This window comes from Streptomyces flavidovirens DSM 40150 (assembly GCF_000429085.1).
GTDB lineage: Bacteria > Actinomycetota > Actinomycetes > Streptomycetales > Streptomycetaceae > Streptomyces > Streptomyces flavidovirens.
Genome location: NZ_AUBE01000027.1, coordinates 43,157 through 65,788 on the forward strand (window position 1 = coordinate 43,157; position 22,632 = coordinate 65,788).

21 protein-coding genes are annotated in these 22,632 nt (G+C 73.4%); 5 read left to right on the forward strand and 16 right to left on the reverse strand.

Features of this window, described 5'->3' with window-relative positions; genetic code table 11:
- Position 1: 1 nt before the first annotated feature.
- Genes G412_RS36070 through G412_RS0126770 form a run of 4 tightly spaced genes read right to left on the reverse strand, consistent with a single transcriptional unit; the run spans position 2 to position 4,739 of the window.
- Positions 2-1,162: an aromatic ring-hydroxylating dioxygenase subunit alpha gene (locus G412_RS36070; RefSeq protein ID WP_037649966.1), complete on the reverse strand. Its 1,161-nt coding sequence runs from the start codon at positions 1,160-1,162 to the stop codon at positions 2-4.
- Positions 1,163-1,201: 39 nt separating this feature from the next.
- Positions 1,202-2,173 (reverse strand): alpha/beta hydrolase family protein, encoded by a 972-nt coding sequence (locus G412_RS0126760; RefSeq protein ID WP_028814770.1) that lies wholly within the window; start codon positions 2,171-2,173, stop codon positions 1,202-1,204.
- Positions 2,170-3,006 (reverse strand): hypothetical protein, encoded by an 837-nt coding sequence (locus tag G412_RS0126765; protein ID WP_208857936.1) that lies wholly within the window; start codon positions 3,004-3,006, stop codon positions 2,170-2,172. Before G412_RS0126765 ends, G412_RS0126760 begins: the two co-directional genes overlap by 4 nt.
- Positions 3,003-4,739, reverse strand: a complete 1,737-nt coding sequence (locus G412_RS0126770; RefSeq protein ID WP_028814772.1) for a nitrilase-related carbon-nitrogen hydrolase — start codon at positions 4,737-4,739, stop codon at positions 3,003-3,005. Before G412_RS0126770 ends, G412_RS0126765 begins: the two co-directional genes overlap by 4 nt.
- A 105-nt stretch (positions 4,740-4,844) precedes the next feature.
- On the opposite strand from G412_RS0126770, the gene G412_RS36075 reads away from it, so the two are divergent.
- Positions 4,845-5,132, forward strand: a complete 288-nt coding sequence (locus G412_RS36075; protein WP_037649967.1) for a Dabb family protein — start codon at positions 4,845-4,847, stop codon at positions 5,130-5,132.
- On the opposite strand, the gene G412_RS0126780 is transcribed toward G412_RS36075, so the two are convergent.
- From G412_RS0126780 to G412_RS37370, 6 genes are all read right to left on the reverse strand, one after another.
- The gene (locus G412_RS0126780; protein ID WP_051338625.1) at positions 5,114-6,136 is read right to left on the reverse strand and encodes an alpha/beta hydrolase fold domain-containing protein; all 1,023 of its coding nucleotides are present in this window, start codon (positions 6,134-6,136) and stop codon (positions 5,114-5,116) included. The two genes, G412_RS36075 and G412_RS0126780, sit on opposite strands and share 19 nt — an antisense overlap.
- 139 nt (positions 6,137-6,275) lie before the next feature.
- Positions 6,276-7,730 (reverse strand): aldehyde dehydrogenase family protein, encoded by a 1,455-nt coding sequence (locus tag G412_RS36080; protein ID WP_037649968.1) that lies wholly within the window; start codon positions 7,728-7,730, stop codon positions 6,276-6,278.
- Complete coding sequence (locus tag G412_RS0126790) at positions 7,720-8,919, reverse strand: FAD-dependent oxidoreductase (RefSeq protein WP_028814774.1); 1,200 nt, start codon at positions 8,917-8,919, stop codon at positions 7,720-7,722. Before G412_RS0126790 ends, G412_RS36080 begins: the two co-directional genes overlap by 11 nt.
- Complete coding sequence (locus G412_RS36085) at positions 8,916-10,415, reverse strand: aldehyde dehydrogenase family protein (protein ID WP_051338626.1); 1,500 nt, start codon at positions 10,413-10,415, stop codon at positions 8,916-8,918. The genes G412_RS0126790 and G412_RS36085 overlap by 4 nt, the downstream gene beginning before the upstream one ends.
- Positions 10,412-11,710, reverse strand: coding sequence for an acyl-CoA dehydrogenase family protein (locus tag G412_RS0126800; protein ID WP_037649969.1), 1,299 nt, complete (start codon positions 11,708-11,710; stop codon positions 10,412-10,414). The genes G412_RS36085 and G412_RS0126800 overlap by 4 nt, the downstream gene beginning before the upstream one ends.
- 186 nt (positions 11,711-11,896) lie before the next feature.
- Positions 11,897-13,189: a flavin reductase gene (locus tag G412_RS37370; RefSeq protein WP_051338627.1), complete on the reverse strand. Its 1,293-nt coding sequence runs from the start codon at positions 13,187-13,189 to the stop codon at positions 11,897-11,899.
- Between the two features lie 195 nt (positions 13,190-13,384).
- Here G412_RS37370 and G412_RS0126810 point away from each other — a divergent pair, with 195 nt between their 5' ends.
- Positions 13,385-14,170 (forward strand): IclR family transcriptional regulator, encoded by a 786-nt coding sequence (locus G412_RS0126810; RefSeq protein ID WP_037649970.1) that lies wholly within the window; start codon positions 13,385-13,387, stop codon positions 14,168-14,170.
- Positions 14,171-14,194: 24 nt separating this feature from the next.
- Here the strand turns inward: G412_RS0126810 and G412_RS0126815 are convergent, their stop codons facing one another.
- Both G412_RS0126815 and G412_RS36095 read right to left on the reverse strand, forming a co-directional pair.
- Positions 14,195-14,890 carry a hypothetical protein gene (locus G412_RS0126815; protein WP_028814777.1) on the reverse strand — a complete coding sequence of 232 codons (696 nt, stop codon included), beginning with the start codon at positions 14,888-14,890 and terminating at the stop codon, positions 14,195-14,197.
- A gap of 12 nt (positions 14,891-14,902) precedes the next feature.
- Positions 14,903-15,862: a hydroxymethylglutaryl-CoA lyase gene (locus tag G412_RS36095; protein ID WP_051338632.1), complete on the reverse strand. Its 960-nt coding sequence runs from the start codon at positions 15,860-15,862 to the stop codon at positions 14,903-14,905.
- A gap of 65 nt (positions 15,863-15,927) precedes the next feature.
- Between G412_RS36095 and G412_RS0126825 the strand changes: the two genes are divergently transcribed.
- Together G412_RS0126825 and G412_RS36100 are read left to right on the forward strand one after the other, a co-directional pair.
- Entirely contained in the window at positions 15,928-17,121 is a 1,194-nt protein-coding gene (locus G412_RS0126825; protein ID WP_028814778.1) for a CaiB/BaiF CoA transferase family protein, read from the forward strand.
- 1 nt (position 17,122) lies between these two features.
- Positions 17,123-17,842, forward strand: coding sequence for an isochorismatase family protein (locus G412_RS36100; RefSeq protein ID WP_208857937.1), 720 nt, complete (start codon positions 17,123-17,125; stop codon positions 17,840-17,842).
- 94 nt (positions 17,843-17,936) lie between these two features.
- Here G412_RS36100 and G412_RS0126835 read toward each other — a convergent pair whose 3' ends face one another.
- A complete protein-coding gene (locus tag G412_RS0126835; RefSeq protein WP_037649971.1) occupies positions 17,937-19,304 on the reverse strand; it encodes an FAD-binding oxidoreductase in 1,368 nt (455 codons plus the stop codon).
- 248 nt (positions 19,305-19,552) lie between these two features.
- On the opposite strand from G412_RS0126835, the gene G412_RS36105 reads away from it, so the two are divergent.
- Positions 19,553-20,179, forward strand: a complete 627-nt coding sequence (locus tag G412_RS36105) for an adenosylcobinamide amidohydrolase (protein WP_425274515.1) — start codon at positions 19,553-19,555, stop codon at positions 20,177-20,179.
- A 19-nt stretch (positions 20,180-20,198) separates the two neighbouring features.
- On the opposite strand, the gene G412_RS37375 is transcribed toward G412_RS36105, so the two are convergent.
- From G412_RS37375 to G412_RS0126855, 3 genes are read right to left on the reverse strand one after another with little or no spacing between them, the layout of a single operon-like run.
- Positions 20,199-20,792 carry a neocarzinostatin apoprotein domain-containing protein gene (locus G412_RS37375; RefSeq protein WP_051338628.1) on the reverse strand — a complete coding sequence of 198 codons (594 nt, stop codon included), beginning with the start codon at positions 20,790-20,792 and terminating at the stop codon, positions 20,199-20,201.
- Positions 20,789-21,466: a neocarzinostatin apoprotein domain-containing protein gene (locus tag G412_RS0126850; protein ID WP_028814780.1), complete on the reverse strand. Its 678-nt coding sequence runs from the start codon at positions 21,464-21,466 to the stop codon at positions 20,789-20,791. The genes G412_RS37375 and G412_RS0126850 overlap by 4 nt, the downstream gene beginning before the upstream one ends.
- Positions 21,463-22,599, reverse strand: a complete 1,137-nt coding sequence (locus tag G412_RS0126855) for a hypothetical protein (RefSeq protein ID WP_157839166.1) — start codon at positions 22,597-22,599, stop codon at positions 21,463-21,465. Before G412_RS0126855 ends, G412_RS0126850 begins: the two co-directional genes overlap by 4 nt.
- Positions 22,600-22,632: the final 33 nt, after the last annotated feature.

Sequence of the window (22,632 nt, forward strand, 5' to 3'; positions counted from 1 at the left end):
ATCACTCGCTCTCGACGGTGGGGTGGAAGCCGTGCGCCTTCTGCTCCCAGGCGCGCGCGAACTCGGGGATGTCGCGGCGGCCGGGCGAGGGGATCACGGTGGCGGTGCGTGCCGGGACGTCGCCGGTGATGCGGTCGGCGTCACCGACCATCCAGCCCTTGGCCGCCAGTTCCTGACGTTTGCGGCGGTACGCGACCGAGATCAGGTCGGACCGCAGGTGCAGCTCCGCGCCCAGGTCGGCGGGGAGCAGTTCGGGCCGGGTGCCGTCCACTACGGGGGCGTCCTGGCCGAAGATCCTCATGACCCGCTTGCGGGTGTTGCCGTCGGCCCACGCCCCGGTGAAGAAGTCCCGCAGCGCAACCCACTTCACCAGGGTCGTCGTCTCGTCGACGGGGATGTTGGTGTCGTAGATGACCATGCTGCCCAGCGGCAGCCGCACATGCAGCTTGATCAGGTTCGGCAGCATCCAGCCGGCCGTCGTCACCACCGGTGGCCGGTCCTTCGCCCGTGCCCTGCGGTCCGCGTACAGCCTGCCCCACAGCCCTTTGGCGGTGGGCGGATGCAGAGCGACCGTCGCGAACGCCGACCACTCGTCGGGCTGTTCCAGTGTGTACTCCTCGACCTCCGGCCGGTCCGGGTTGCCGAACGAGCCCGCGTGGACGAACGGGGTGTGCGCGATGTCGCAGCCGTTCTCCAGCACTCGCTCGTAGTTGGAGCGCCACAGGTACTCGCCCCTGACCGCCCTGAACCGCCCACCGTGCTCGACGAGGTCGTCGAACTCGGGCCAGACCGGGATCGGGGGCCGCTCCTCGGGCGGCAGATCGCCGAGGAACACCCACACGAAGCCGTACTTCTCCCGCACGGGGTACGCGTCGACCCGGGCCTTCTTCGGGATGCCCCGCCCGGCCTGGTTGGCCGGGATGAGGGTGCACGCCCCGTCCGTGTCGAACCGCCATCCGTGGTACGGGCAGACCACGCAGTCGCCCGCCAGGGTGCCGGCGGACAGGGTCGCGCCCCGGTGCGCGCAGAGGTCGGACAGGGCGACGGGGCGGCCGGCGCCCGTGCGGTACAGCACGAGCGACTGGCCGAGGCACACCACTTTGCGGGGCGTGCGCCCGACGCGGTCGGCGAACTCGACCGCGTACCAGAAATTCTTCAGCATCCGTGCCGCTCCTTCAGGGATCAGCGGGTCTCAGCGGTCTCAGCGGCGACGCACCAGGGCGAGGCCGGGATGGGGCGGGGCGAGCAGTGACATGAGCGCGCCGCGGGCGGTGGCGTCGCCGCGGAGATGGGCGGTGCAGAAGAGCGTGACGAGCCGGGCCAGCAGAGCCCGTGCCGAGTGCTGGGCTGCGCCGGGCCGTTCGAGGAACCCGCGGGCCGTGGTGGGGTCGTGCGGATCGCAGGGCGTGAAGTGGCCCGCGCCAGCGAGCCGCGCCCAGACGTGCGCCCCGTCCGCGTCCCGCAGTGCTCGGGCGAAGGTGCGCTCCACGGGATCGGTCGCGCCCTCGCCCCCGTACCGGTCGGTGCTCGCGGCGATCACGCCGTCCGTCTCGCCGGACAGCAGCATGACCGGCGCGGTGCCGCTCACCGGCAGCACCGTGCCGGGCGGCCAGCCCAGCATCGAGGCGACCAGCGTATGGGCGCCGTACGTGAAGACCGCCCGGACGCCCGGCGTGAACCCGGCGGACTGCAACGCCACCGTGCCGCCGGCCGAGTGCCCGCCCAGCGCGACGCGGTCCAGGTCCAGCAGCCCGGCCAGGGGAGGCCGGGCGGCTAGCTCGCCCATCGCGGCGAGCAGAGCGGCGATGAGCGGGGTGGTGGGCCGTGACCCGTACCCGGACGGGGAAGCGGCGTCGAGGTCGACGGCCGGGGTGAGGCCGTGGCGGCCGGCGAACAGCTCACCGACCAGGTCGGCCGTGACGGTGACCAGCCCCTTCTCGGCGAGGGCGATGGCGAGCCAGCGGTACGCGTCCTGGCCGACGTTGATGCCGGGCAGCAGCAGGACGACGGGGTAAGGGGCGCGGGACGGATCAGCCGGTACCTCGCCGGACAGGCGTTCGGCGTCGGAGCCCGTGTGCCGGGCCGGGTAGAAGACACGCAGATGGGCGGTGTCGAACGGTTCCTTGAGACCGGGCACCCGCCGGGCCCACCACAGGGACCGGACCTGGCTCATGACGCGGGCCCGCCGGGCCGGGGCGACTCGCGGTCCCCGCCCCACAGGGCGCGGACCAGCCGGTCGGTGGTCTCCTGGCCGAAGTACCGCACGCCCATGACGTTGGCGGGGTCGCGTTCGGCGATGTTGCGGCGGGTCGCCAGATCGGTGGCGGCCAGCGCTGCCCGCTGCTCCTCCGGTACGGGCTCCGCCTCGTCCACCCATCCCAGCCACCGGTCCACGTGCGCGTGCGTCAGCCGGCGCACGAGCGCGATGTGGTGCTCGTCGCGAGGCATCGAGTAGCAGTACGCGGTGGGGGAGAGGCTCGCCCGGATGAAACCGGCGCGGCTGGTGAACCACGACAGCTTGGGGTTCTCCTCGCGTACGGACAGCCATTCGGCGGCGACGGGCTCGTAGTAGCGGTCGTAGGAGGCGCCGTCCGCGAGCAGGTTCGTACGGGGTACGGAATCGAGGTAGAACCACCCGCCCGGCCAGCAGAGCAGGGCGATGCCCAGGTGCGGGACGCGGATGTGCGGGCCGAGCCAGACGGTCAGGTGGAGATTGGCGAAGCCGCGCGTGGGGTTGCCCAGCCAGGAGTGCACCATCCAGTCGACCTCCGGGCCGGTGTACGCGGCCAGCGAGCCGCCGGGGCTCTCGGGCGGCGAGCCGTAGGTGTCCAGGTCCTTGGTGGACGGGTCCCGGTGGAGCTCGAAGCGGGCGTCGATCTTCTCCTTGAGCTCGGTGAGCAGGACGCGCCACTGCTCGAAGGTGTCGGTCACGTCGGTGGCCGGGGCTTCGTCCGTCATGTCCTGGACAGCCTTGAGGGTTTCGCGGGTTTCGCGGGTTTCGCTCACGCTGCTCCTCCTGGGCGTGCGGCCGATACGAGGGCCCCGGCGAGGTGCCAGGGCCGCCCGTCGACGAGATCGGTGCCCCGCGAGACGAGACGGCGGGCGGCCTGGGCCGGCCGTATCGGGGCGAGGGTGAGGCGGCCGTCCGCCGGGACGGTGTCGGGGTGGCTGATCCGGCCGTCGAAGGGCGCCTCGCGCGTCTGCCACAGGCCGAAGTCCCGTGGCAGACAGTGGATAGCGCCGGTGGCGTGACCCGCTGCCACGACGTTCATCCGGTTCTCGGCGCCGCGCTCCGGGAGCCCGAGGGCGCTCTCCCAGGGTTCCGTCCCGGTGAAGCAGACGGCGGCCGTGTCCGACCCGGCGAGCGCGGCGAGCCGGAAGGTCTCCGGGTACAGGCTGTCGTCGCCGACGACGACCGCGATCCTGCCCCACGGGGCGTCGTGCGTGAGGAGCCGTGGCCCGGGTGGACCGTCGGCCCAGGGGGAGTGCCGCGCGCTGCGGTGCAGCTGGGGCTGGACGAGGACGGGGCCGTCGCCACGGAGCAGATATCCCGTGTGGCTGCCTTCGTGGGGGAGCGTGCAGGCGAGGTACGTGTCGGTGCCGGCCAGGGCGCCGGTCAGCGCCGCCAGCGCCTCCTTGGCGAGTGCGTCCGGGTCGGACGTTCCCTCCTCGGCGACCCCGCCGGGGAAGCAGAACATCTCCGGCAGCACGACGAGGGACGCGCCATGGGCGGCCGCCCGGGCGGTCAGTTCCGCCGCCTCGGCCACCGCGTCCGGGCCCGAGGTGGAGGGCTGGACCACGGCGGCCGTCACCTCGTCGGCCCGCCGTCCCGCGAAGTCCGGTGCCGGGCGGGGCGCAGCCGCGAGGGGGGCGTACAGCGCGGGCCGGCGGGCGGCGAAGAGGTCCGTGCCGTCCGGGCGCCGCTTGTCGTCGGCCCGCGCCGGCTCGATGTCGGCGACGACGACCGCCTCACCCGTGCGCGGGGCACGGGCGACCACGGTGCCGTCGGGGGCGACGATCTGGCTCTCCCCGGCCCCGTACAGCGCCTCGCGCGGCACACGGAGGCCGGCGGCGACGGCGTCGGTGTGCTCGGCGGGCAGCAGGGGACCGACCTTGTTGGCGGCGACGACCCAGACCTTGTTCTCCGCCGCCCGCACCGGAATGTGGAGCGAAGCCTCGTCCAGGGCGAAGGAGTTGAGACTGTTGAGGAGCACCTGGGCGCCGCGCAGGGCGAGTCCCCGGCACACCTCGCTGATCACGCCCTCCATGCAGGAGTACAGGCCGATCCTGCCGAGCTCCGTGTCCACCACGGGTCCCGCTTCGAGAGCCGGGTCGAGGTGGTCCCTCTCGCTGCCCATCAGGACCTGCTTGTCCGCATGGGCGACGAGCGTCCCCTCGGGGCCGTACAGCAGGCTCGCCGCGGTGACCCGGTCCCGGTCTTGGTCTTCGTGGGCGGTGGCCAGGGTGACGTGGAGTTTGACGAACATGCCGTACCGCTCGGCCGCCGCTGCCACCGGCGCAAGGAAGTCGTCACCGAGCCGGCACGCCCTGCGCAGCGCGTGTGCACGATCGTCGTACCAGGAGAGGTGGTTGCAGAATTCCGGCAGCACCACCAGACGTGCGCCGCGCCGCGCCGCCGCGTCGATCGCGCGGAGGCAGGCGGCCAGGTTGGCCCGGCGGTCGGCGCCGACGGCGAACTGGGCCGCCGCGACGCGCACGGTGGTGCCGAGCCTGGCCATGACAGCCTCCTCTGGTTCCTCTAGCGGAACAGTGTTTCCCAAACATACACTCGGGTGCCACCCCGCGACAGGGGTGGGAAGCGATGACCGATCGGAGGTTCCGTCGTGCTCGTCCACGTCGTCCTGATGAGGTTCAGCGACCCGGCCGACGCCCGCGAGGCCAAGGAGCGGCTGGAGGAACTGCCCGCCCTGGTCGGTGAGATCGAGTCGATGCGCGTCGGCCTCGACGTCACCGGGTCGGCCGTCTCGTACGATCTGTGTCTGACCACCCGGCACGCCTCGGCCGCCGCGCTCGCCGGATACCAGAGTCACCCAGCGCATCGCGCGCTGGGTGACTGGCTGCGACCGCGGCTCGCGGACCGGGTGACGGTCGATTACGAAGCGCGGCCCTGAAGGGTCTGGACGGTGCCCGCGGCGAGCAGGGACGCGTAGTACGCGCCGCCGGGGTACAGGTCCGCGGTGCGCGCCCCGGTGAAGGCGTCCTTCGCCCAGCCGACCGCGAGGGTCTGGAGCGCCGAGACGTTCTTCTGCTGCGGCGTGCCGCACATCAGCGTGCCGGCGTCGTCGGTGGAGGAGCCCTCCGCGTCGGTGTGGGCGCCCGTCGTCAGCCGTACGCCGACGAAGGGGCGCGGCAGGAGCTGTTGGAGCGCGGTGGTGCCGCTGCCGCTGTTGTTGCAGCTGTAGCCGGGAGCGGAGACCGTCAGGATGGGCAGGGACGTCGTCGCCAGCTGGGACAGTGAGGCGTCGGTGTTGTTCCCGATGAACGACTTCACCGGGTCCAGCAGCACCAGGCCCCGCACCTTGGCGAAGGCGGCCGGGTGGTCGGCCCGCAGTCTCTGCGCCACGTACTCCGCCGCCTCGGCGCCCGCCGAGTGGCCGGAGAAGACGAACGCGGCGGGCAGTGCGCCCAGATCGGTACGGCCGGCCTGACTCTTGGCCGACGCGTAGCTGCGGGCCAGTTGGGACGAGGGGTTGTCGGCGGAGGCGAACCACTTCGCCACGTTGTCGAGGAACGGCTTGTTGTTGCCGATGTTCTGCAGCGTGCAGCCGAACATGTCGGCGCTGCGCAGGGTCGGGGCGAACACCACGTACCCGGCGGCGGCGTAGCGGCCGGCCAGGTCCGTCATGTGGTCGTTGGCCCGGGCGAAGCCGTGCTGGAGCCAGATCAGGCCCTTGGGGGCCCCGGACGCGGTGGACGGGAAGTACCAGTCGGCGGACTGGCGGTAGGTGAAGACCGCGCAGGACACGTCGACGGTGGTGGACGCCTTGGTGACGGCGGACGCGGCGGACGCGGGGGACGCGAGGGTCGCGGAGTGGGCGGTGGTGGCCGGGACGACGCCGAGGAGCAGGGCGGCCAGTGCCGGAACGATCACCTTGCGCAGAGCTGGCAGGTGCATGCGAGCCTCCAAGGGCGGACAGTCGTTTCCTAAAGAGAAACGAAGTTTCTGTTCGCGATACGGGCATGACAGCGGAGGCGGGCGGACCTGTCAATACCCACCGCCGAGGCGGAGTTGACACCCGCTCGACGGGCGGCGGTCACACGAGGCCGGGATACGCACCGGGCGGCATCCCCGGACCACCCGGCCGGAAGGCCGCGGGCGCGTGCGTGACGCACGGCTGCGTATAGGCGTACAGCCCCTCGGCCCCGTACTCCCGGCCGTGCCCACTGCGCTTGATCCCGCCGAAGGGCGCCCGCGGCGACATCCCCGTGCGGTTGTGCGTGTTGACGAAGCGGAAACCCGCCTCCAGACGGTGCGCGAAGGCGAACGCCCGGTCCTCGTCGGTGCTCCACACCGAAGCGCCCAGGCCGTACTCGGTGGCGTTGACGCGGGCCACCACCTCGTCCTCGTCGTCGTAGGCCAGCACCGGGACCACCGGGCCGAACTGCTCCTCCCGTACTGCGGGAGCGCGGTCGTCGAGACCAAGGAGCAGCGTGGGCCGCACGAAGTGTCCGGCGGCGAGGTCCGTGTCCGGGCACACCCCGCCCAGCTCGACACGGCGTCCGCCCCGGCCCCGGGCATCGGCGACGAGCAGCCGGATCCGGTCCGCCGCCTCCGCGCTGATCACCGGGCCCACCGTCGTGGCGGGCCGCAGCGGGTCGCCGAGCAGCAGCGCGCGCTCGGCCGCCGCGACGTACTCCGCCACGAAGCGCTCGTACCGCCGGCGTGGCACGTAGATCCGCTTGGCCGCCATGCACACCTGTCCCGCGGTGGCGAAACTGGCCAGCACCAGCCGCTCCAGGTCGCTCTCCGACAGTCGGGCGTCGTCCAGGAGTACGGCGGCGTCGTTGCCGCCCAGCTCCATGGTGGTCGGCGTCAGCGCCGCCGCGGCGACCGCGCCCACGGCACGCCCCGCCTCCGGCCCGCCGGTGAACGACACCTTCCGGATGCGTGCGTGCCCCGCCAGGGCGCGCGCGGTGTCGGCGTACCCGTGCAGGACATGCAGCAGCCCCGGCGGGAAGTGACGCGCGAGCGTGTCCAGGACCAGCGACACGGCCAGCGGGGCCAGCGGCGAGGGCTTGACCACCAGGGTGTTGCCCGCCGCCAGCGCGGGCGCCAGCTTGACGACGGTGAGCACCACCGGGGCGTTCCACGGCGTGAGCGCCGCCACCGCGCCGAAGGGCCGGTGACGTACCGTCAGCCGGCCCGCCGCGTCGTCGGTGACACGGTCGGCCAGCAGCCCGGGGGCCTGTTCGGCGTACCAGCGCAGGACGACCCCGGAGAAGCGGATCTCGCCCGCGCAGTCCGCCAGCGGCTTGCCCGACTCACTCGCCAGCAACGGCGCGGCCTCGGCCGCCACCTCATCGAGCGCGTCGGCCGCGCGCAGCAGCGCACGGGCCCGGTCCTCCGCCGGCTCCCCGGCCCAGGATCGGGCGGCCGCGTCCGCCGCCGCGACGGCCCGGTCCACCGCCGCGCCCCCGGCGACCGGCACGCTGCCGACGACCTCGTCCACCCGCGCCGGGTTCCGGCGGACGATGAGCTCAGCGGGCATCCGCGCCCCCCTTCGCACCACCCGCAGGTCTCAGAGAGGCGATCATCGAACTGCGCAGCAGCGCATCCCTGGCCCTGCCCGGGTCCGCCGCCGTGGCCCGCAACTCCGCGCGCACGGACGCCCGGGTCTCCTCGTCACGGGCCCGCAGCCGTTCCCAGTTGCGATGGGTCTCGGCTCCGACGTACGCCAGGGCACAGCGCCGGCGCCGCTCGGCGGTACGGGACAGCTCCGCGTCCCCGGCCTCCCCCGCCATCACGTCGGCGAGCGCGCCGCCCATCAGGACGGCGTCGTGGATACCGCTGTTCATCCCCATGCCGCCCAGCGGGTTGTTGACGTGCGCGGCGTCCCCGCACAGCAGCACCCGGCCGTACCGGAAGCCGTCCGCGACCCGCTGATGGACCCGGTACAGGCTGGTGTGCGCGACGCGCCACGGCCGTTCCCCGACTCCGGACAGATCGCGAAGCCGTTCCGGGAGCCGCGCCAGCTCGGCCGCGTCCGGTGTGCCGTCCGGCGTGGGCAGCAGCACCCGCCAGTGGCCGGGCGTACGCAGCAGCACCAGCCACTCGTCCGGATCGAGGACGTACGCGATCGGCGCCAGGTCCGGCACCGTGGCCGTCAGGTCCTCGTCGAGCGACGCCACCAGAAAGCGCTCCGGATACGTCACGCCCGGGAACTCCGCGCCCAGGGCACGCCGTACGACCGAGTGCGCCCCGTCCGCGCCGATCAGCCAGTCGCCGCGCACCCGAGAGCCGTCCCCCAGCACCACGGTCACCGAACCGGCGTCCCGCGCCACCTCCCGGACCGGACAGCCGAAGCGCACATCGGCCGCAGGGTGCCGGCTCAGCGCGTCGAGCAGGATCGGCGTCAGCTTGCTCTGCTCACACTGCACGCGGTACGGGTACGGCGTGTCGTCCGCGAGCACCGCCAGGTCCAGCTCGGCGACCGGCCGTCCGGTGCGGCGGTCGCGGTACTGGAAGGTGCGGGCGACCAGCCCCCGGTCGAGCAGCGCCGCGACGACCCCCAGTTCGTCGAGCATCTCCAGGGTCGGCGGATGGAACGTCGACGCCCGCGACTCCTCGGCGAGACCCGCCCCCGCCTCCAGGACCGTCACCGGAACCCCGCGCCGGGCCAGGACGAGCGCGGCGGTCAGCCCCACGGGCCCCGCGCCCGCGACCAGAACACGGCTCACCGCGCACCGCGTTCCGAAGCCGCGCCGGGCCCGGCGTGCAGCGCGAAGGCCCCCTCCACGCCGGTGACCCGGGCGCCGGTGAAGTGCAGGATCGTCTCGTCCGTGCCCTCGTCCACCAGCCCGGACAAGCCCCAGGCGGGGCGGGGCGTGTCGGTGTGCAGGCTCAGCACCGACGAGCCGTTGACCTTCACCTCGCCCGCCCGGACGCGCCGCGCGACGCCCAGGGCGGCCGTCTCGTCGCCGCCCACCACGTACCCCTCAAGGCCGTATCCGGTGGAGTTGGCGAGGGCCACGGCCTCGGCCTCGTCGGCGTACGGGTGGACGGTCGCCACCGGCCCGAAGATCTCCTCGCGCGCGGCGGCCTCCGGCGCACCGGTCACCAGCAGGGGCGGCAGGAAATTGCCCCGCTCGGGAACACCGGCGAGGGGATGCGCCTTCGCCCCCGCACCGGTCAGCGCCTCGACCGCCGCCAGCGCCTTCGTACGGTGGCGGGAGTGCGCCAGCGGCCCGTACCCGGTGGCCGGGTCCAGCGGATCGCCCACCCGCAGTGCGGCGAGCACCCCCGCCGTCGCGTCCAGGACCTCGGTGAGCAGCCGCGCCGGTACGACGAGCCGGCCCAGCGCCCGGCACCACTGGCCGTTGAGCGTGGTGAGCAGCTCGGCCGCGACGCGGCCCGCGATGGCCACGTCCGCGTCCGGCATGACGATCAACGGGTTGTTCCCGCCGAGTTCGAGCTGAACGGGCTTGAGCGCGCGCCCGCACACGGCGGCGATGTCGCGGCCCGTCGCCGTACCTCCCGTGAACGACACCACCCGGATCCTGTCGTCCGCCACCAGCCGAGCCCCGGTGGCGCCGTCCCCGTGCAGGAGTTGGAGCACGGCCGGCGGCGCCCCGGCGGCGGCCAGCCCCTCGGCAGCGGCCTCGACCAGCAACTGCGTACTGTACGGAGCCAGTTCGGGGGCCTTGACGACGACCGGGCAGCCGGCGGCCAGCGCGCTCGCCGCCTTGTGAGCGGCCATGGGCGCGGGCGCGTTGTACGGGACGACGCACAGGGCGGGCCCGAGCGCGGCACGACGCACCTCGACGGACCGGCCGTCCGGCCGGACGGCGCCGGAGTGCAGCAGCCCGGCCCGCAGGCGCGCTGCGGCCAGGCGGAAGGCCCCGCCGACGATGACGCCAAGACCCGACGTCTGGGCCAGCGGGACGCCGGTGGCGTACGCCTCGGCCCGTACGATCTCCGGGACGCGGGCCTCCACCGCGGCGGCGGCCGTCTCCAGCGCGTCCGCCCGCTTCTCGTCGGCGAGCCCGGTCCAGCTCTCGTCGGCGTGGAGCGAGGCCGCGGCGGCGAGGGCGCGCTCGACGCGCTCCGGGGCGGAGGCCATCGCCCGACCCAGGGGTTCACCGGTCGCCGGGTCCTCCAGCACCACGTCGAGCTCACGGGAACAGGGCTGCCAGACACCGTCCACCAGATCGGCGGTTGTGGGCAGTTGGCTCACCGGTCGGCCTCCACGGTCGCGAACAGGGCGTTCTCCTGGGCGTCGGTGGCGATCCTGGCCGCTTCGAGCCGACCGCGTTCGGCCGGGAACGTCATCACCAGGCCCATGGCGAGGTCACGCAGCGCACGGCCCACCGGTCCGTCCATGGTGGCCCCCGACGTACCGCAGGCCTTCAACGCGCCCAGCGCCACGTCGAAGCAGGCCTCGGTCACCGAGCCCTTGCCCAGCCGCCAGTGCGTGAACACCTCGGACTTGGGCCGCAACGGCGGCTCGGAGGTCTCCAGCTCCAACTGGCGCCGCAGCCACAGGTGGGCGGTCTGGAGGTGTTGCGTCATGTCACCGATGAGGACCTGATGCACGGGGCTGGAGGCGATCGGCCTGCCCGTGTCGGCGAACGTCCGGCGCGTGAGGGTCTCCAGCGTGTGGTCGTACACCGCCTGCGCCGCGCCCGTGTAGACGGCGGCGATGGCGAGCTGGTTGCCGACGAAGCTGCCGCGGCTGACCTGGAGCATGCGGGTGAACGCGCCGGGCACGGTGAGGGCCTGGTCCTCGGGCACGAAGACGTCGGCGAGCCGGATGCCGTGGTTGGCGCTGGCGCGCATGCCGAGGCCGTTCCACGGCTCGCGGGAGGTGACTCCGGGTGCGGTGCGCGGCACGAGGAAGAGGGCCAGCGCGTCAGGCCCTTCCCTGCCTTCCAGCTTGGCGGTGACGAGGTAGGTGTCGGCGACGCCGGTGGCGCAGCCGAAGGACTTCTCGCCGGAGAGCTGCCAGCCGCCGGGGGCCGGCTTCGCGGTGGTGGCGATGGAGATGTTGGCTCCGGAACTCTTGACCGACTCACTGGCGAAGTTGGCGAGCCACCGCCCGGACGCCATCGTCGTCAGCACCCGTTCGGCGAAGGCGGTCACCTCGCCCGCCTCCTCGGGGGCGAACAGCCCGGCCTTGATGGCGTCGAGGGGCAACAGCCCGCGCGAGGCGCTGGTGTTGTGGAAGAAGTAGGCAAGCGCGGTGGAGGGGCAGGCGGTGCCCATGGCGAGGGTCGCCGCCGCCAGGTCCCGCAGCGTCCCGCCGAGACCGCCGTACTCCTCCGGTACGACCAGGCCGAGCAGCCCTGCGTCGCGCAGCAGCGCCACATGGCCGACGGGGAACGCGGCGTCGGCGTCGGCCCGGGCGGCCGAGGCCCGCAGGGCGGGCAGGACGGCCTCGACGCGCTCGGCCCGGGCGCGCTCGGCCGGGGTCATGGCGTCGAGGAGACTTTCGGCGGTCAGGCGGGCAGCGGGTGGTGGGGACGCTGGCATGGGTGCGGCTCCTCACTGGCTTCGGGTGCCTCGGGTGGGGCGTTCGGCGCACGGTCCGTACGGCGCACGGCGTGCTGCGTACGGCCGCGAGGCGTAGGTCCGTACGGGCGTACGGGCGTACGGGATACGTCGTACGGCGCACAGCGCGTGGTGCACGCCGCACCGGGTACGGCGCACGGCGTTCGGTCAGGGGACGGCGGGCCGGACGGGGCCGCCGCGCCGTCTCCCGTACCGCAGGGTGTGCAGCTCGTTCAGGCAGGGGCGCAGGGCCTCCCTCTCCACCGGCGTCTCGACGCCGAGCCGCGAGCACAGCAGCACCAGGCGTTCGGTGGGCAGCAGTCCGCCGCAGCCGGCGAGGCCGGTGTCGAAGTCCCTGACGCCGTTCTTCATCGCGGTGAGTGCGTTGACCAGCCCGAGTCCGTGGTGGTCGCGCAGGGCGAGCCGCAGCCGGGCGTCTCCCGCCTGCGGTACGGCGTCCTGGAGCAGCCTGCGCAGATGGCGTGGCGAGCCGTCCTCGCGGTCCTCACCACCTCGGGGCCCGGCTTCGTCCAGCGCGATCTCGCCGCAGCCCGCCTCCCGCAGGGCGCCGATGGTGTGCAGTACGGCCCGGCCCCGCGCGGGATCGAGGGCGTCGTCGACGCGGCCCACGACCGCGGTGCCCGAGCCGGCCACGGCGGCGACGACGGAGGCGGCCGTGGCGGCTGTGCCGTCCGCCGCCACGGTCACCTCCACCGCCCGGCAGCCCGCGGCGGCCTCCGCCGCCTCGGCGGCGTTCCTCACCCGGACCGAGACCGGCTCCGGCAGGGCGGGGGAGCGGCGTAGCTCGTCGCGGGGCAGTCGTACCCGCACACCGGCGGCGCGGACGGCGGCCGTCAGCCGCGCCGCGCGCCGCCGGTTCCCCGCCTCCGCCGCCAGCGTGCGGGCCAGCTCCGTGTCGGCAACCGTGACGCTCTCCGGCAGGGGATCGGCGAGCTGGCCCCAGGAACGGGAGTGGAACAGCAGCGGGGAGGTGATGCGGGGCACTCCGGCGGCGATGACCTCGCCCACGAAGATGGTGTGGTCCCCGCCCGGGTAGGCGTGGCGTACCCGGCAGTCCACCCAGGCCGTGGCGTCGGCGAGCACCGGACTGCCGGTGGCGCCCGGAAGCCAGTCGCCTTCGGCGAACCGGTCGGTGACGCCCGGTGTCAGCCCGGCGAACCGGCGGCCGAGTCCGATGTGGTCGCGCCCCAGCACGTTGACGGCGAAAACACCGTGCCGCGCGACCAGTTCGTGGGAGCGAATGCGGCGGTCGAGGCAGACCAGAACGAGCGGAGGATCGAGACTGACGCTGCTGAAGGAGCTCGCCGTCATCCCGTGGCGCAGGCCGTCGCGTCCGGCGGTGGTGATGATGCCGACTCCGCTCGGCCAGCGGGCCAGCACCCGGCGGAAGGTCGTCCCGTCCACGGCGGTACCGGTGTCCATGGCCACTTCCGCCCCCATGTCGCTTCCTGCGTCGTTTCGTCTTGCGAAACAGTGTCACGCACACCGTAATGACATGCCGGAGTGGGCGTCAAGGGACCTGCGATACGTGGCCGGGGGAGTGTTTCCCATGGGGAAATCGCCCCCTATGCTGGTCCCAGGTCGGCGGAGTCGCCCCGGCCGGCTCAGCACGCCCGCACCACACCGGGGGACACCGTGACCGACGAGAACAGCAGCAGGTCGATCGCAGCGGTCGAGCGCGCCATGGACGTCCTGCTCCTCTTCGGCCGCGCGGGACGCCCCGACCTCGGCGTCACCGAGATCGCCCAGGAGCTGGGGATCACCAAGGCCGCGGTGCACCGCATCCTCACCGCACTGCGCAACCGCGACCTGATCATCACCGACTCCGTCACCCGCCGGTACGCCCTCGGCCCTGCGGCCATCTCGCTCGGCCGCGCCTACCTGGCCCGCACCGATCTGCGGATCCTCGCCGCACCCGAACTGCGGCGCCTGGCGGACGAGTGCGGCGAGACGGCCACCCTGTCCATCCGGCGGGGAGACACCCGGCTGTACGTCGACCAGGTGGTGCCCGTCCAGGAGTTGAGGATGGAAGTAGCCCTGGGCATCCCCTTCCCGCTGCACGCGGGCAGCTCGTCCAAGGCCATGCTGGCCTTCCTGCCGGAGGCCGAGACCGACGCGTACCTCGACCGGCACCGGCTGGAGCCGCTGACCGACCGGACCGTCACCGATCCCGCGAAGCTGCGCAAGGAGCTCGCCGCCATCCGGCGCCGTGGTTACGCGACGTCCGTCGGGGAGCGCGAGGTCGGCTCGGCCTCCATCGCCGCTCCCGTGCTCGGGCACGACGGCCATGTCATCGCCGTCCTGAGCGTCGCCGGTCCGCAGACCCGCTTCAAGCCCCGCATGGGCGAATGCGCGCCCCTGCTGATCGAGGCGGCCGAGCGGCTGTCGGCCGAGTTCGGCTACCGGCCCGCCGCCGACTGACCGGAGAGGTCGTTCCCCACGCCCTCACAGGTTCGCCCCCGGCTTCAGCACGCCCAGCACCGCCGCGCCCAGTACGCAGCCCCAGATGGTCACCACGTACGGGACGCAGCCGTCCACCGCCCGCCGCAGCGCCCGTTCCGTCCCCGGCGTCGAGCCCCCCGCACCGAGGGCCGCAAAGGCCGGGCCGAACGGCCGCAGGGTCAGCCGGATGCCGAGCCCGCACGCGATGGCGGCGGCGTACAGCGCGACCTTCGCCCCGAGCCAGCGCGGCTCGGTGTCCACCCCGAAGGGCTCGGGGACGCTCAGCGTGTACGCCGCCACGCCCAGCAGCGCCGCCGTCACGGCGATCCGGGCGGTCCAGTCGGCGCGCCGCACCCAGGGGCGCCGGCCCGGATGGTGGTGATCCGCGACCGTCAGCCACAGCCAGCAGGCGGCTCCCGCCCAGGCAGCCGCCACCGTCCACCCGTTGAGCAGCGATTCGGCGCCGTGCGGCTCCAGCGCCATGAGGGTCACGCCGCTGGGCAGGAACAGCACCAGGCAGATCTTCGGACCGAGGTCGAGGATCCCCATGATGCGCAGGGCGGTGGCGCGGGCCGCGAACGGCAGCTCCGCGCGCAGGACATAGCGGCTGGAGACGTAGACCCCCAGGTCGCCACCGAGCCAGAAGACGAACAGGACGAGGTGGAGCAGGATCCACCAGCCGTGCGGATGCGCGCCCATGGTGTTCCTCCCTCACGCCTCGTCGTCGTCGTCGTCGCCGCCGGCGCCGGCGATGGTGGGGAAACCGCCCGCGCGTCCCAGGAGTGCGGGCGCCCCGCGCCCGAGCAGCGCGCCCAGCCACGTGCCCGTGGCAGAGGCGGCCTCCAGATCGATCCCCGTTCGTGTCCCCATCCGCTCCAGCAGATAGACCAGGTCCTCCGTCGCGATGTTGCCGGTCGCCGCCGGGGCGAAGGGGCAGCCGCCGAACCCGCCCAGGGACGCGTCGAGCCACGCGGCTCCCGCGGCGACGGCCGCCACGGCGTTCGCGTACCCGGTGTTGCGTGTGTTGTGGAAGTGGCAGCGCAGCGGAACACCGGGCGCGGCCTCCCGGACCGCGTGCAGCAACCGGGTCACCGCGTCCGGCGCGGCGACGCCGATCGTGTCCGCGAGGACGATCTCCGCGGCCCCGGTCGCGGCACCACGGTGCGCGATCTCCACGACGCGTTCCTCGGGCACCTCGCCCTCGAAGGGACAGCCGAACGCGGCCGCGATCGTCAGCGTCGGGGAGACGACGGCCGTGTGCGCGGCCTTCGCGATGTCCGCCCACGCGCCGAGGGCCTCCTCGGTGTCCACTCCCTGGTTGCGGCGGCAGAAGGAATCCGTGGCCACCACCACGCAGTTGACCTCGTACACGCCTGCGTCCACCGCCCGCGCGAGCCCCCGCCTGTTGAGCACGAGACCGCTGTAACGCACCCCGTCCGGACGGGGCAGGAGCGCCATGACCTCCTCGGCCCCCGCCATCTGCGGCACGCGGTCCGGGCGGACGAAGGCCACCGCCTCGATCCGCCGCGCGCCGGCCGCCACGGCGCGGCGTACCAGCTCCGCACGCATCTCGGGGGCGAGGGTGGCGCTTTCGTTCTGCAGGCCGTCGCGGGGTGCGACCTCCACCACGCCGACGGAGCGGGCGGGCACGTCCACCGATGAGTTCTCCATGCGCCGCATTCTGCCCCGTCGATTCCTCTAGCGAAACGGTGTTTCCCAAAACTACACTCATGGACATGACTGGACCTCTGTCCGACATCCGTGTCCTGGAGACCGGCACTCTGCTCGCCGGCCCCTTCTGCGGCCAACTCCTCGGTGACCACGGTGCCGAGGTCATCAAGCTGGAAGATCCCGGCCGCGGCGACCCCATGCGCGAGTGGGGGCGTGAACGCCCCTACGGAAAATCGCTGTGGTGGCCCGTCGTCGCCCGCAACAAGAAGTCCGTCACCTGCAACCTGCGCCACCCCGACGGCCAGGCCCTCGCCCGCGAACTCGCCTCCCGGGCCGACGTCCTGGTCGAGAACTTCCGCCCCGGCACCCTGGAACGCTGGGGCCTCGGCCACCAGGAGCTCGCCGCCCTCAATCCCCGCCTCATCGTCGTCCGCGTCACCGGCTACGGGCAGAGCGGACCGTACGCGTCCCGCGCCGGCTTCGGCTCCATCGGCGAAGCCATGGGCGGCATCCGGCACATCACCGGCGAGCCCGACCGGCCCCCGTCCCGTACCGGCATCTCCCTCGGCGACGCACTCGCCGGCACCATGGCCGCGTACGGTGCCGTCATGGCGCTGCACGCCCGGGAACGCACCGGCACGGGCCAGGTCGTCGACTCCGCGCTGTACGAAGCCGTCCTCGCCTACATGGAGTCCCTGCTGCCCGAATGGGAGATCGGCGGCTACCAGCGCGAACGCACCGGAGCAGTCCTCCCCAACGTGGCACCCAGCAACGCCTATCCGACCGCCGACGGCGCCACCGTCCTCATCGCGGCCAACCAGGACACCGTCTTCCGGCGCCTCACCGAGGTGATGGGCCGCGAAGACCTCACCGACAATCCCCACTACGCCACCCACACGGCGCGCGGCGCGCACCAGCGCGAACTCGACGACCTCATCACCGCCTGGACCGCACAGCAGCGGTCCGAGGACCTGCTCGAGGCCCTGCACCGGGCAGGGGTCCCGGCCGGCAAGACGTACACCGCCGCCGACATGTTCACCGACCCGCACTTCGCCGCGCGCCGGGCCATCGTGCGCGTACCGCACCCCGACTTCGGCGAGATTTCCATGCAGAACGTCGTACCCCGGCTGTCCGCCACACCCGGATCCGTCCGCTGGGCCGGCCCGGCCCTCGGCGAGCACAACGACGAGATCTACGGGCGGCTGCTCGGCCTGAGCGAGGAGCGGCGCGAGAAGCTCGCCGCCGAGGGGGTGATCTGACGTGGAGGCGGCGTCCGGCGGCCTGGACGCGGCATCCGGCGCTCCGGACTCGGCCGGTGGTCCGGACGCGGCCGGTGGTCTGGACGAGGACTACCGGACCGCCGGATTCGGCCGACGTATCGGCTGGGGAGAGCGGCCCGCCGTCCTGCTGGTCGATCCGGTACATGCCTACGCCGACCCCGACTCCGCACTCTTCCTGCGGACGGCGGCCGATGCCCTCGCCGCCATGGAACGCCTCGCCCGCACCGCCCGGGAGGCCGGCCTGCCGGTGGTCTTCACCGCCGTGCGCTACGACCGCGAACCGGCCTTCCATGTCCCGCACTTCCACCGCAAGGTTCCCGGGCTCGACGCCTTCCGCGCGAAAAGCCCGCACGCCCGCTTCACCGCGGTGTGCCCGCCCCTCCCCGGCGACGACACGGTGTACAAGCACTACCCGAGCGCCTTCTTCCGCACCGGACTGCACGACAGGCTGACGTCGTACGGCGTGGACACCGTCGTCATCGGAGGGTTCTCCACCAGCGGATGCGTCCGCGCCACCGCGCTCGACGCCCTCCAGCACGGTTTCCGGCCCCTCGTCGTACGCGAAGCCGTCGCCGACCGCGACCCCGCGCCGCACGAGGCGAACCTCTTCGACCTCGACGCCAAGTACGCCGATGCCGTGGGCCTCGACGAAGCGTGCGCCGCGCTCGGAGGAGTGAGTCCGGGGGAATCGCCGAGGTAGGCCCTTGTCCGAGTACGCGCCCTGGGCGCCGTCGAGGTCTCCGACTGTCCGGCAGTGCAGCTGGAGGTTCAAAAGGGGCTGTTATAAGGGGCTCTTATGCCGCGGGCGGGATGTTCTGGTTGAAGCGGAAGACGTTCTCAGGGTCATAGCGGGCCTTCAGCTGCCTGAGGCGCGTGTAAGTGCGCTCGCCGTACGCCTGGCGGACCCGGTCGGCGCCCTCTTCGCCGAGGAAGTTGACGTACGCCCCGGACCGGTGCGGCTCGATGGCGGTGAAGAAGTCCCTGGTCCAGGCTCTTTCCTGGTCGCCGATCGGTTCACCGGGCTGCCATACACCGTTGATATTGAGGTTGTGCGCGGCGCGGCGGTGTGCGTAGGCGGTGTCGTCCTCGCCGATGTCGGCGATCGCGCCGCCGAGGTGGAAGAGCAGCGTGTACGAGCGGGGCGAGGCCACGCGCAGCGAGTGTTCGGCGAGCACGTCGATGGCCGCGTCCTCGAGCCGTGCAAGGTTGGTGGACTTCCAGTAGTAATGCCAGCCGTGCGGCACGGCGGAGTTGAACATGGACTGCCAGGCGGTGTACGGGCGCGGCGCGACCAGGTCGAGCAGGGGACGGCCGTACGAACGCAGGGCGCGCAGCGCCCGCTCGCCGGCGTCGAGGTCGCCCGCCCAACACGCCTGGACGGCGCAGACCGGACGTTTGTGCAGCTCGGCGGGGATGGCCGGCAGGGGTGGCGCCTTGCGAAGGTTCACGATCGTGGTGAGCTCAGGCGGGGCGGATCCGGCCACGACGTCGCGGTAGTGGCGCAGAACGTCGGCGGTGTCCTCCATCGGCCACAGGACCGGCCCGGCCAGTACCTGGGGTCCTACGGGGTGGAGGCGGAAGGTGAAGGAGGTGACCACCCCGTAGTTGCCCCCGCCGCCGCGTAGTGCCCACAACAGGTCGGGGTCGTCCTCGTCGCTCGCCCGGCGCAGCTGTCCGTCGGCGGTGACGACGTCGGCGGCGGTCAGGTTGTCGGCGGTCAGCCCGTGCTTGCGCATGAGCCAGCCGATGCCGCCGCCCAGGGTCAGCCCCGCCACCCCGGTATGCGACACGATCCCCCCGGGGGTCGCCAGACCGAAGCCCTGGGTGACCTGATCGACGTCGCCCCAGAGCGCGCCGCCCTCGACGCGTGCGGTACGGCGGCCGGGGTCGACATGGAGGGCCCGCATCGGCGACAGGTCGATGACCAACCCGTCGTCGCAGACCGCGGTCCCCGCCACGTTGTGCCCACCGCCCCGGACGGCCACGAGCAGTCCGGCCTCGCGGGCACAACGGAGCGCGGCAAGAACGTCCGCGGCCCCGGTGCACTGGGCGATGACACCCGGATGGCGGTCGACGGCGCCGTTCCAGACCCGGCGCGCCTCGTCGTACACCTCGTCGCCGGGCGTGATGACCCGCCCTGTGAAGCCGGGAATGTCCAACATGTGCGCCTCGCTTCCGAGGAAGCCCGTGTACCTCTCCAGGGTCGACCCGGGAGTTCTGTTCGAGCAAGCGCAGATGACTGTCGGTGACGGGACTTCTGTCGCATGACGGCGCTCCGGGGTGCGGCCGCAGGAAGGGCCCTGTATCCCCGTTAGGATTCCTCGGTGATCCCAGCCGCCCTTGCCCCCCATCCCACCACACCCCCTCGCTCTTCGACGCCCGCATCGTGGAGCACGTGGAGGAGGGGGCGGTGTGGCCCCTTCTGGTGTGGGCGCCCGGGCCGGGGTGGCGCATGCTGTCCTCCGCCGTCCTGGGCGGTGGCTGGGGCGAGCGGCACTGGGTGGTCAACGCCCAGGTGCGGGGCGGCTACCGCAGGATGGACGCCGATCACCACCTGACCACCATGGCCGCGGAAGCCGGCCTGCGCGGGCCGGGCGTCGGGCTGATGACCGCCGCCTCGGTACGGGACTTCCGACATGCGACGGAGGAAGGTGCGGAAGCGCTCGTCACCGCCGGAGTCGGCGTGCACGGGTGGGCCGCCGCCCCCGGCCCCGCCACGGCCGGACCGCCGCCCGCCGGGACCATCAACATCGTCGCCGCGCTTCCCGTGCCCCTGAGCCCGGCCGCGTACGTCAACGCGGTCGCGACGGCCACGGAGGCCAAGGTGCAGGCGCTGCTCGACGCCGGTTTCGACGCGTCCGGCACGCCGATCGACGCGGTGGGCGTCGCGGCGCCCGTCGCGCGCGACGGCCAGGCGGAGGAGACCTTCATGGGCCCCCGCTCGGTATGGGGCGCCCGGCTGGCCCGTACCGTCCACGCGGCCACGTACCAGGCGTGCCTCAGCGAACGGGACGGGGGCCGGGCGCCGGTTCGCTGAGCCGGCGCCCGGCCCGGTGTCACTCCGTGCCGTTCCGGCGCCGGCGCATGAGGAACATCACCGAGGCACCCAGTACGAGCAGGGTGCCGCCGCCGAGCAGCGCCACGGGTATCCCGTCGCTGGGACCGGTTTTCGGGAGACTGTCGATGCCGCCGGAGGTGGTGGCGCCGCCCGCGCCGACCGTCAGTGGTGCCTGGGCCAGCTCCCTGGTCGCCGTGATGGATACGGCGATGACACACGCCCCCGCCTTCGCGGTGCAGTCGACGCCGCCCACCTTCGCCTTGACGGTGATCCTGGCGGTGGTGCCGTTGGACGACGCGCTGTGCCAGACGCCGGACGCGTCGGTCTTCCCGATGACCGAGGACTCGGGTGCGGTCGCGCAGTCCGTCGGTCCGGCCGGGTTCGGTTTGCAGAGCCCGAGCGGAACGAACGGCTGGTTCGGGCTGAGCCCTTTCGCGGAAACGGTGACCTTGTCACCGGGCACCAGACCGGTCGACCTGCTCACGGTCAGAGAGGGCGCCGCCGCGGCGGCGGGAGCGGCAAGAGCCGTGAGCGCGAGGGCCGTTGCCGCCGCGAGGGCGGCGGTGGAGCGGGAGAGCGGTAGGGCTGTCATCGTGTACCTCCTGGGTGGTGGGGGGTGGCGGATCGATCGCGTCGCGGGAACGGGAGGAAGAGGGCCGAGGCGGCGCAGAGCACGGTCACGCCGGTGGACGCCGCCCACAGCGCGGTCGACGGTCCGCCCCAGCGCGCGTCCGGCGCACGAGTCGGACCTGGGGCGGTGACGGCGCTGCCCGTGCCCGAAGGCTCGCCCGGCACGGTGCCGCCCCGGAAACCCACGGGAATGTCGACGGTGTTGGAGGTGCGCAGCGCGGCGGGGGCGGCGGAGGGCAGCGGGGATATACCGACCACGCAGGCGGCGGTCCGGCAGTCGACACCGGCGAATCTGGCCCGCACGGTGAGCGTGATCGTGGGCAGCCGGCCGGAGCCGTCGATGTTGACCAGCGTGGCGCCGCCGCCCAGGTCACAGTCCTTGATGCCCGCGTAACCCTTTCGGCAGAGGCCGACGGCGACCGAGGGGAGGCCGGGCCGGAAGCCCTGACCGGTCACGGTGATCTTCTGACCCTCGGTCAGCCCAACGGCCGTGGAGACCCGCGCCGTCGCCGTCGCCGTCTCCGCCCCCGGCTCTTCCGCGGCGGCGCTGGTGCCGCCGCACAGGAGCAGGGCGGCGCATGCCGCCATGGCTGCCGGGGCCGCACGTCCCGACCAGCCGGGCGCGAGAAGCCTCATGAGGATGCCTTCCTGTCATGCCGTACGTGCCGTGCCGCGCCCGGCCACCGCCCCTGGCGTACGGTCCACGCCACGGCGGCAGCCACCGGCCACAGGGCAGCCAGGACAAGGGCGTCGCCTGCCGTGACCAGTCGTCCCGCCGACTCCCAGAGCGCCGCCCCGCCCGCCGCACCGACCATCCCCCACCCGGCATGCACCGCGCCCGCGTACAGCGAGCGGGCACATCCCGCCGCCACCGCGAGCACACCCGCGAACGCGAGGGTGAGCTGCCAGGGGCTCGCCGCCACCGCGCAGGCGGTCACCGCCGCTCCCAGAGCGAGCAGCAGCAGTGGCGGTCTCGCGGGCGAAGGAGCACGCCTCCTGGACGCGGCCGCCGCCCCGACGGTGAAGAACCCCAAGGCCGTTCCTCCCGCGACCGCCGTGGACAGGGCGAGGGAGCCGCCCACAAGCTCCCACCGGAAGACGTGGAGGTCCTGCGTGGCGAAGACGGCGGCCGTGGTACCCGCACCGACCGATGCCGACAGTCCGCGTGTGCCGGGGGTGACGCCCCTGACCGCGCCCGTGCCGGCGGCCGTCCTTCCCCCGCCGCCGACCGCCGCCGGGATCAGCAGGGCGGCTCCGGCGCAGCCGCACACGGCGAGCGCCGTGCCGGGCCGGTCCGGGAGGGCTCCGGTCACCGCCCCCGCCGCGCCCAGACCGGCGAGGGCTCCCGCGTACCACGGCGTCGTACCACGGTGCCGGGGCAGCGCGGGGGCTCCGATGACAGCCGCCACCACAACCGCAGTGCAGAACACGACCACCGAGGGCCACCATCCCGCAACCGCGGTCAGCAGGCAGGCGGTCGCAGCGCACCGGGTGGCGGCCGCCGCCGAAAGGGACACCACCCGGCGGGGCCACCGGGCGGCCACCGCGGCCGTGAGGCCGCTGAGCACCGCCGCCGAGAGCAGCACGTAACGGAGGGCGGAGCCGGGCATCCCGACCACACCGCCCAGCAGCGGACCCCCCACCAGCAGGGCGCCGGGTGCGAGTCCGGTGGCGGCACCGGTGAGCGCGTCCACGGCGTGCCCGGACCGGATGGGCCGCATCACCGGGCCGCCCCGCGGCGTACGACGCGATGGCGGCGTGGCTGTCACAGGGGCTCCTTCCCGGAGCGGGAGGGGACACGA

Excerpts from the sequence above, each read along its gene's own strand:
- G412_RS0126815 (WP_028814777.1), bottom strand. The coding sequence starts at position 14,890 with ATGGGCGCGCATCCGCACGGCTGGTGGATCCTGCTCCACCTCGTCCTG.
- G412_RS0126760 (WP_028814770.1), bottom strand. The coding sequence starts at position 2,173 with ATGAGCCAGGTCCGGTCCCTGTGGTGGGCCCGGCGGGTGCCCGGTCTC.
- G412_RS0126770 (WP_028814772.1), bottom strand. The coding sequence starts at position 4,739 with ATGGCCAGGCTCGGCACCACCGTGCGCGTCGCGGCGGCCCAGTTCGCC.
- G412_RS0126835 (WP_037649971.1), bottom strand. The coding sequence starts at position 19,304 with ATGTTGGACATTCCCGGCTTCACAGGGCGGGTCATCACGCCCGGCGAC.
- G412_RS37370 (WP_051338627.1), bottom strand. The coding sequence starts at position 13,189 with ATGGGGGCGGAAGTGGCCATGGACACCGGTACCGCCGTGGACGGGACG.
- G412_RS0126850 (WP_028814780.1), bottom strand. The coding sequence starts at position 21,466 with ATGAGGCTTCTCGCGCCCGGCTGGTCGGGACGTGCGGCCCCGGCAGCC.
- G412_RS36070 (WP_037649966.1), bottom strand. The coding sequence starts at position 1,162 with ATGCTGAAGAATTTCTGGTACGCGGTCGAGTTCGCCGACCGCGTCGGG.
- G412_RS36080 (WP_037649968.1), bottom strand. The coding sequence starts at position 7,730 with ATGCCCGCTGAGCTCATCGTCCGCCGGAACCCGGCGCGGGTGGACGAG.
- G412_RS37375 (WP_051338628.1), bottom strand. The coding sequence starts at position 20,792 with ATGACAGCCCTACCGCTCTCCCGCTCCACCGCCGCCCTCGCGGCGGCA.
- G412_RS0126780 (WP_051338625.1), bottom strand. The coding sequence starts at position 6,136 with ATGCACCTGCCAGCTCTGCGCAAGGTGATCGTTCCGGCACTGGCCGCC.
- G412_RS0126825 (WP_028814778.1), top strand. The coding sequence starts at position 15,928 with ATGACTGGACCTCTGTCCGACATCCGTGTCCTGGAGACCGGCACTCTG.
- G412_RS36095 (WP_051338632.1), bottom strand. The coding sequence starts at position 15,862 with ATGGAGAACTCATCGGTGGACGTGCCCGCCCGCTCCGTCGGCGTGGTG.
- G412_RS0126800 (WP_037649969.1), bottom strand. The coding sequence starts at position 11,710 with ATGCCAGCGTCCCCACCACCCGCTGCCCGCCTGACCGCCGAAAGTCTC.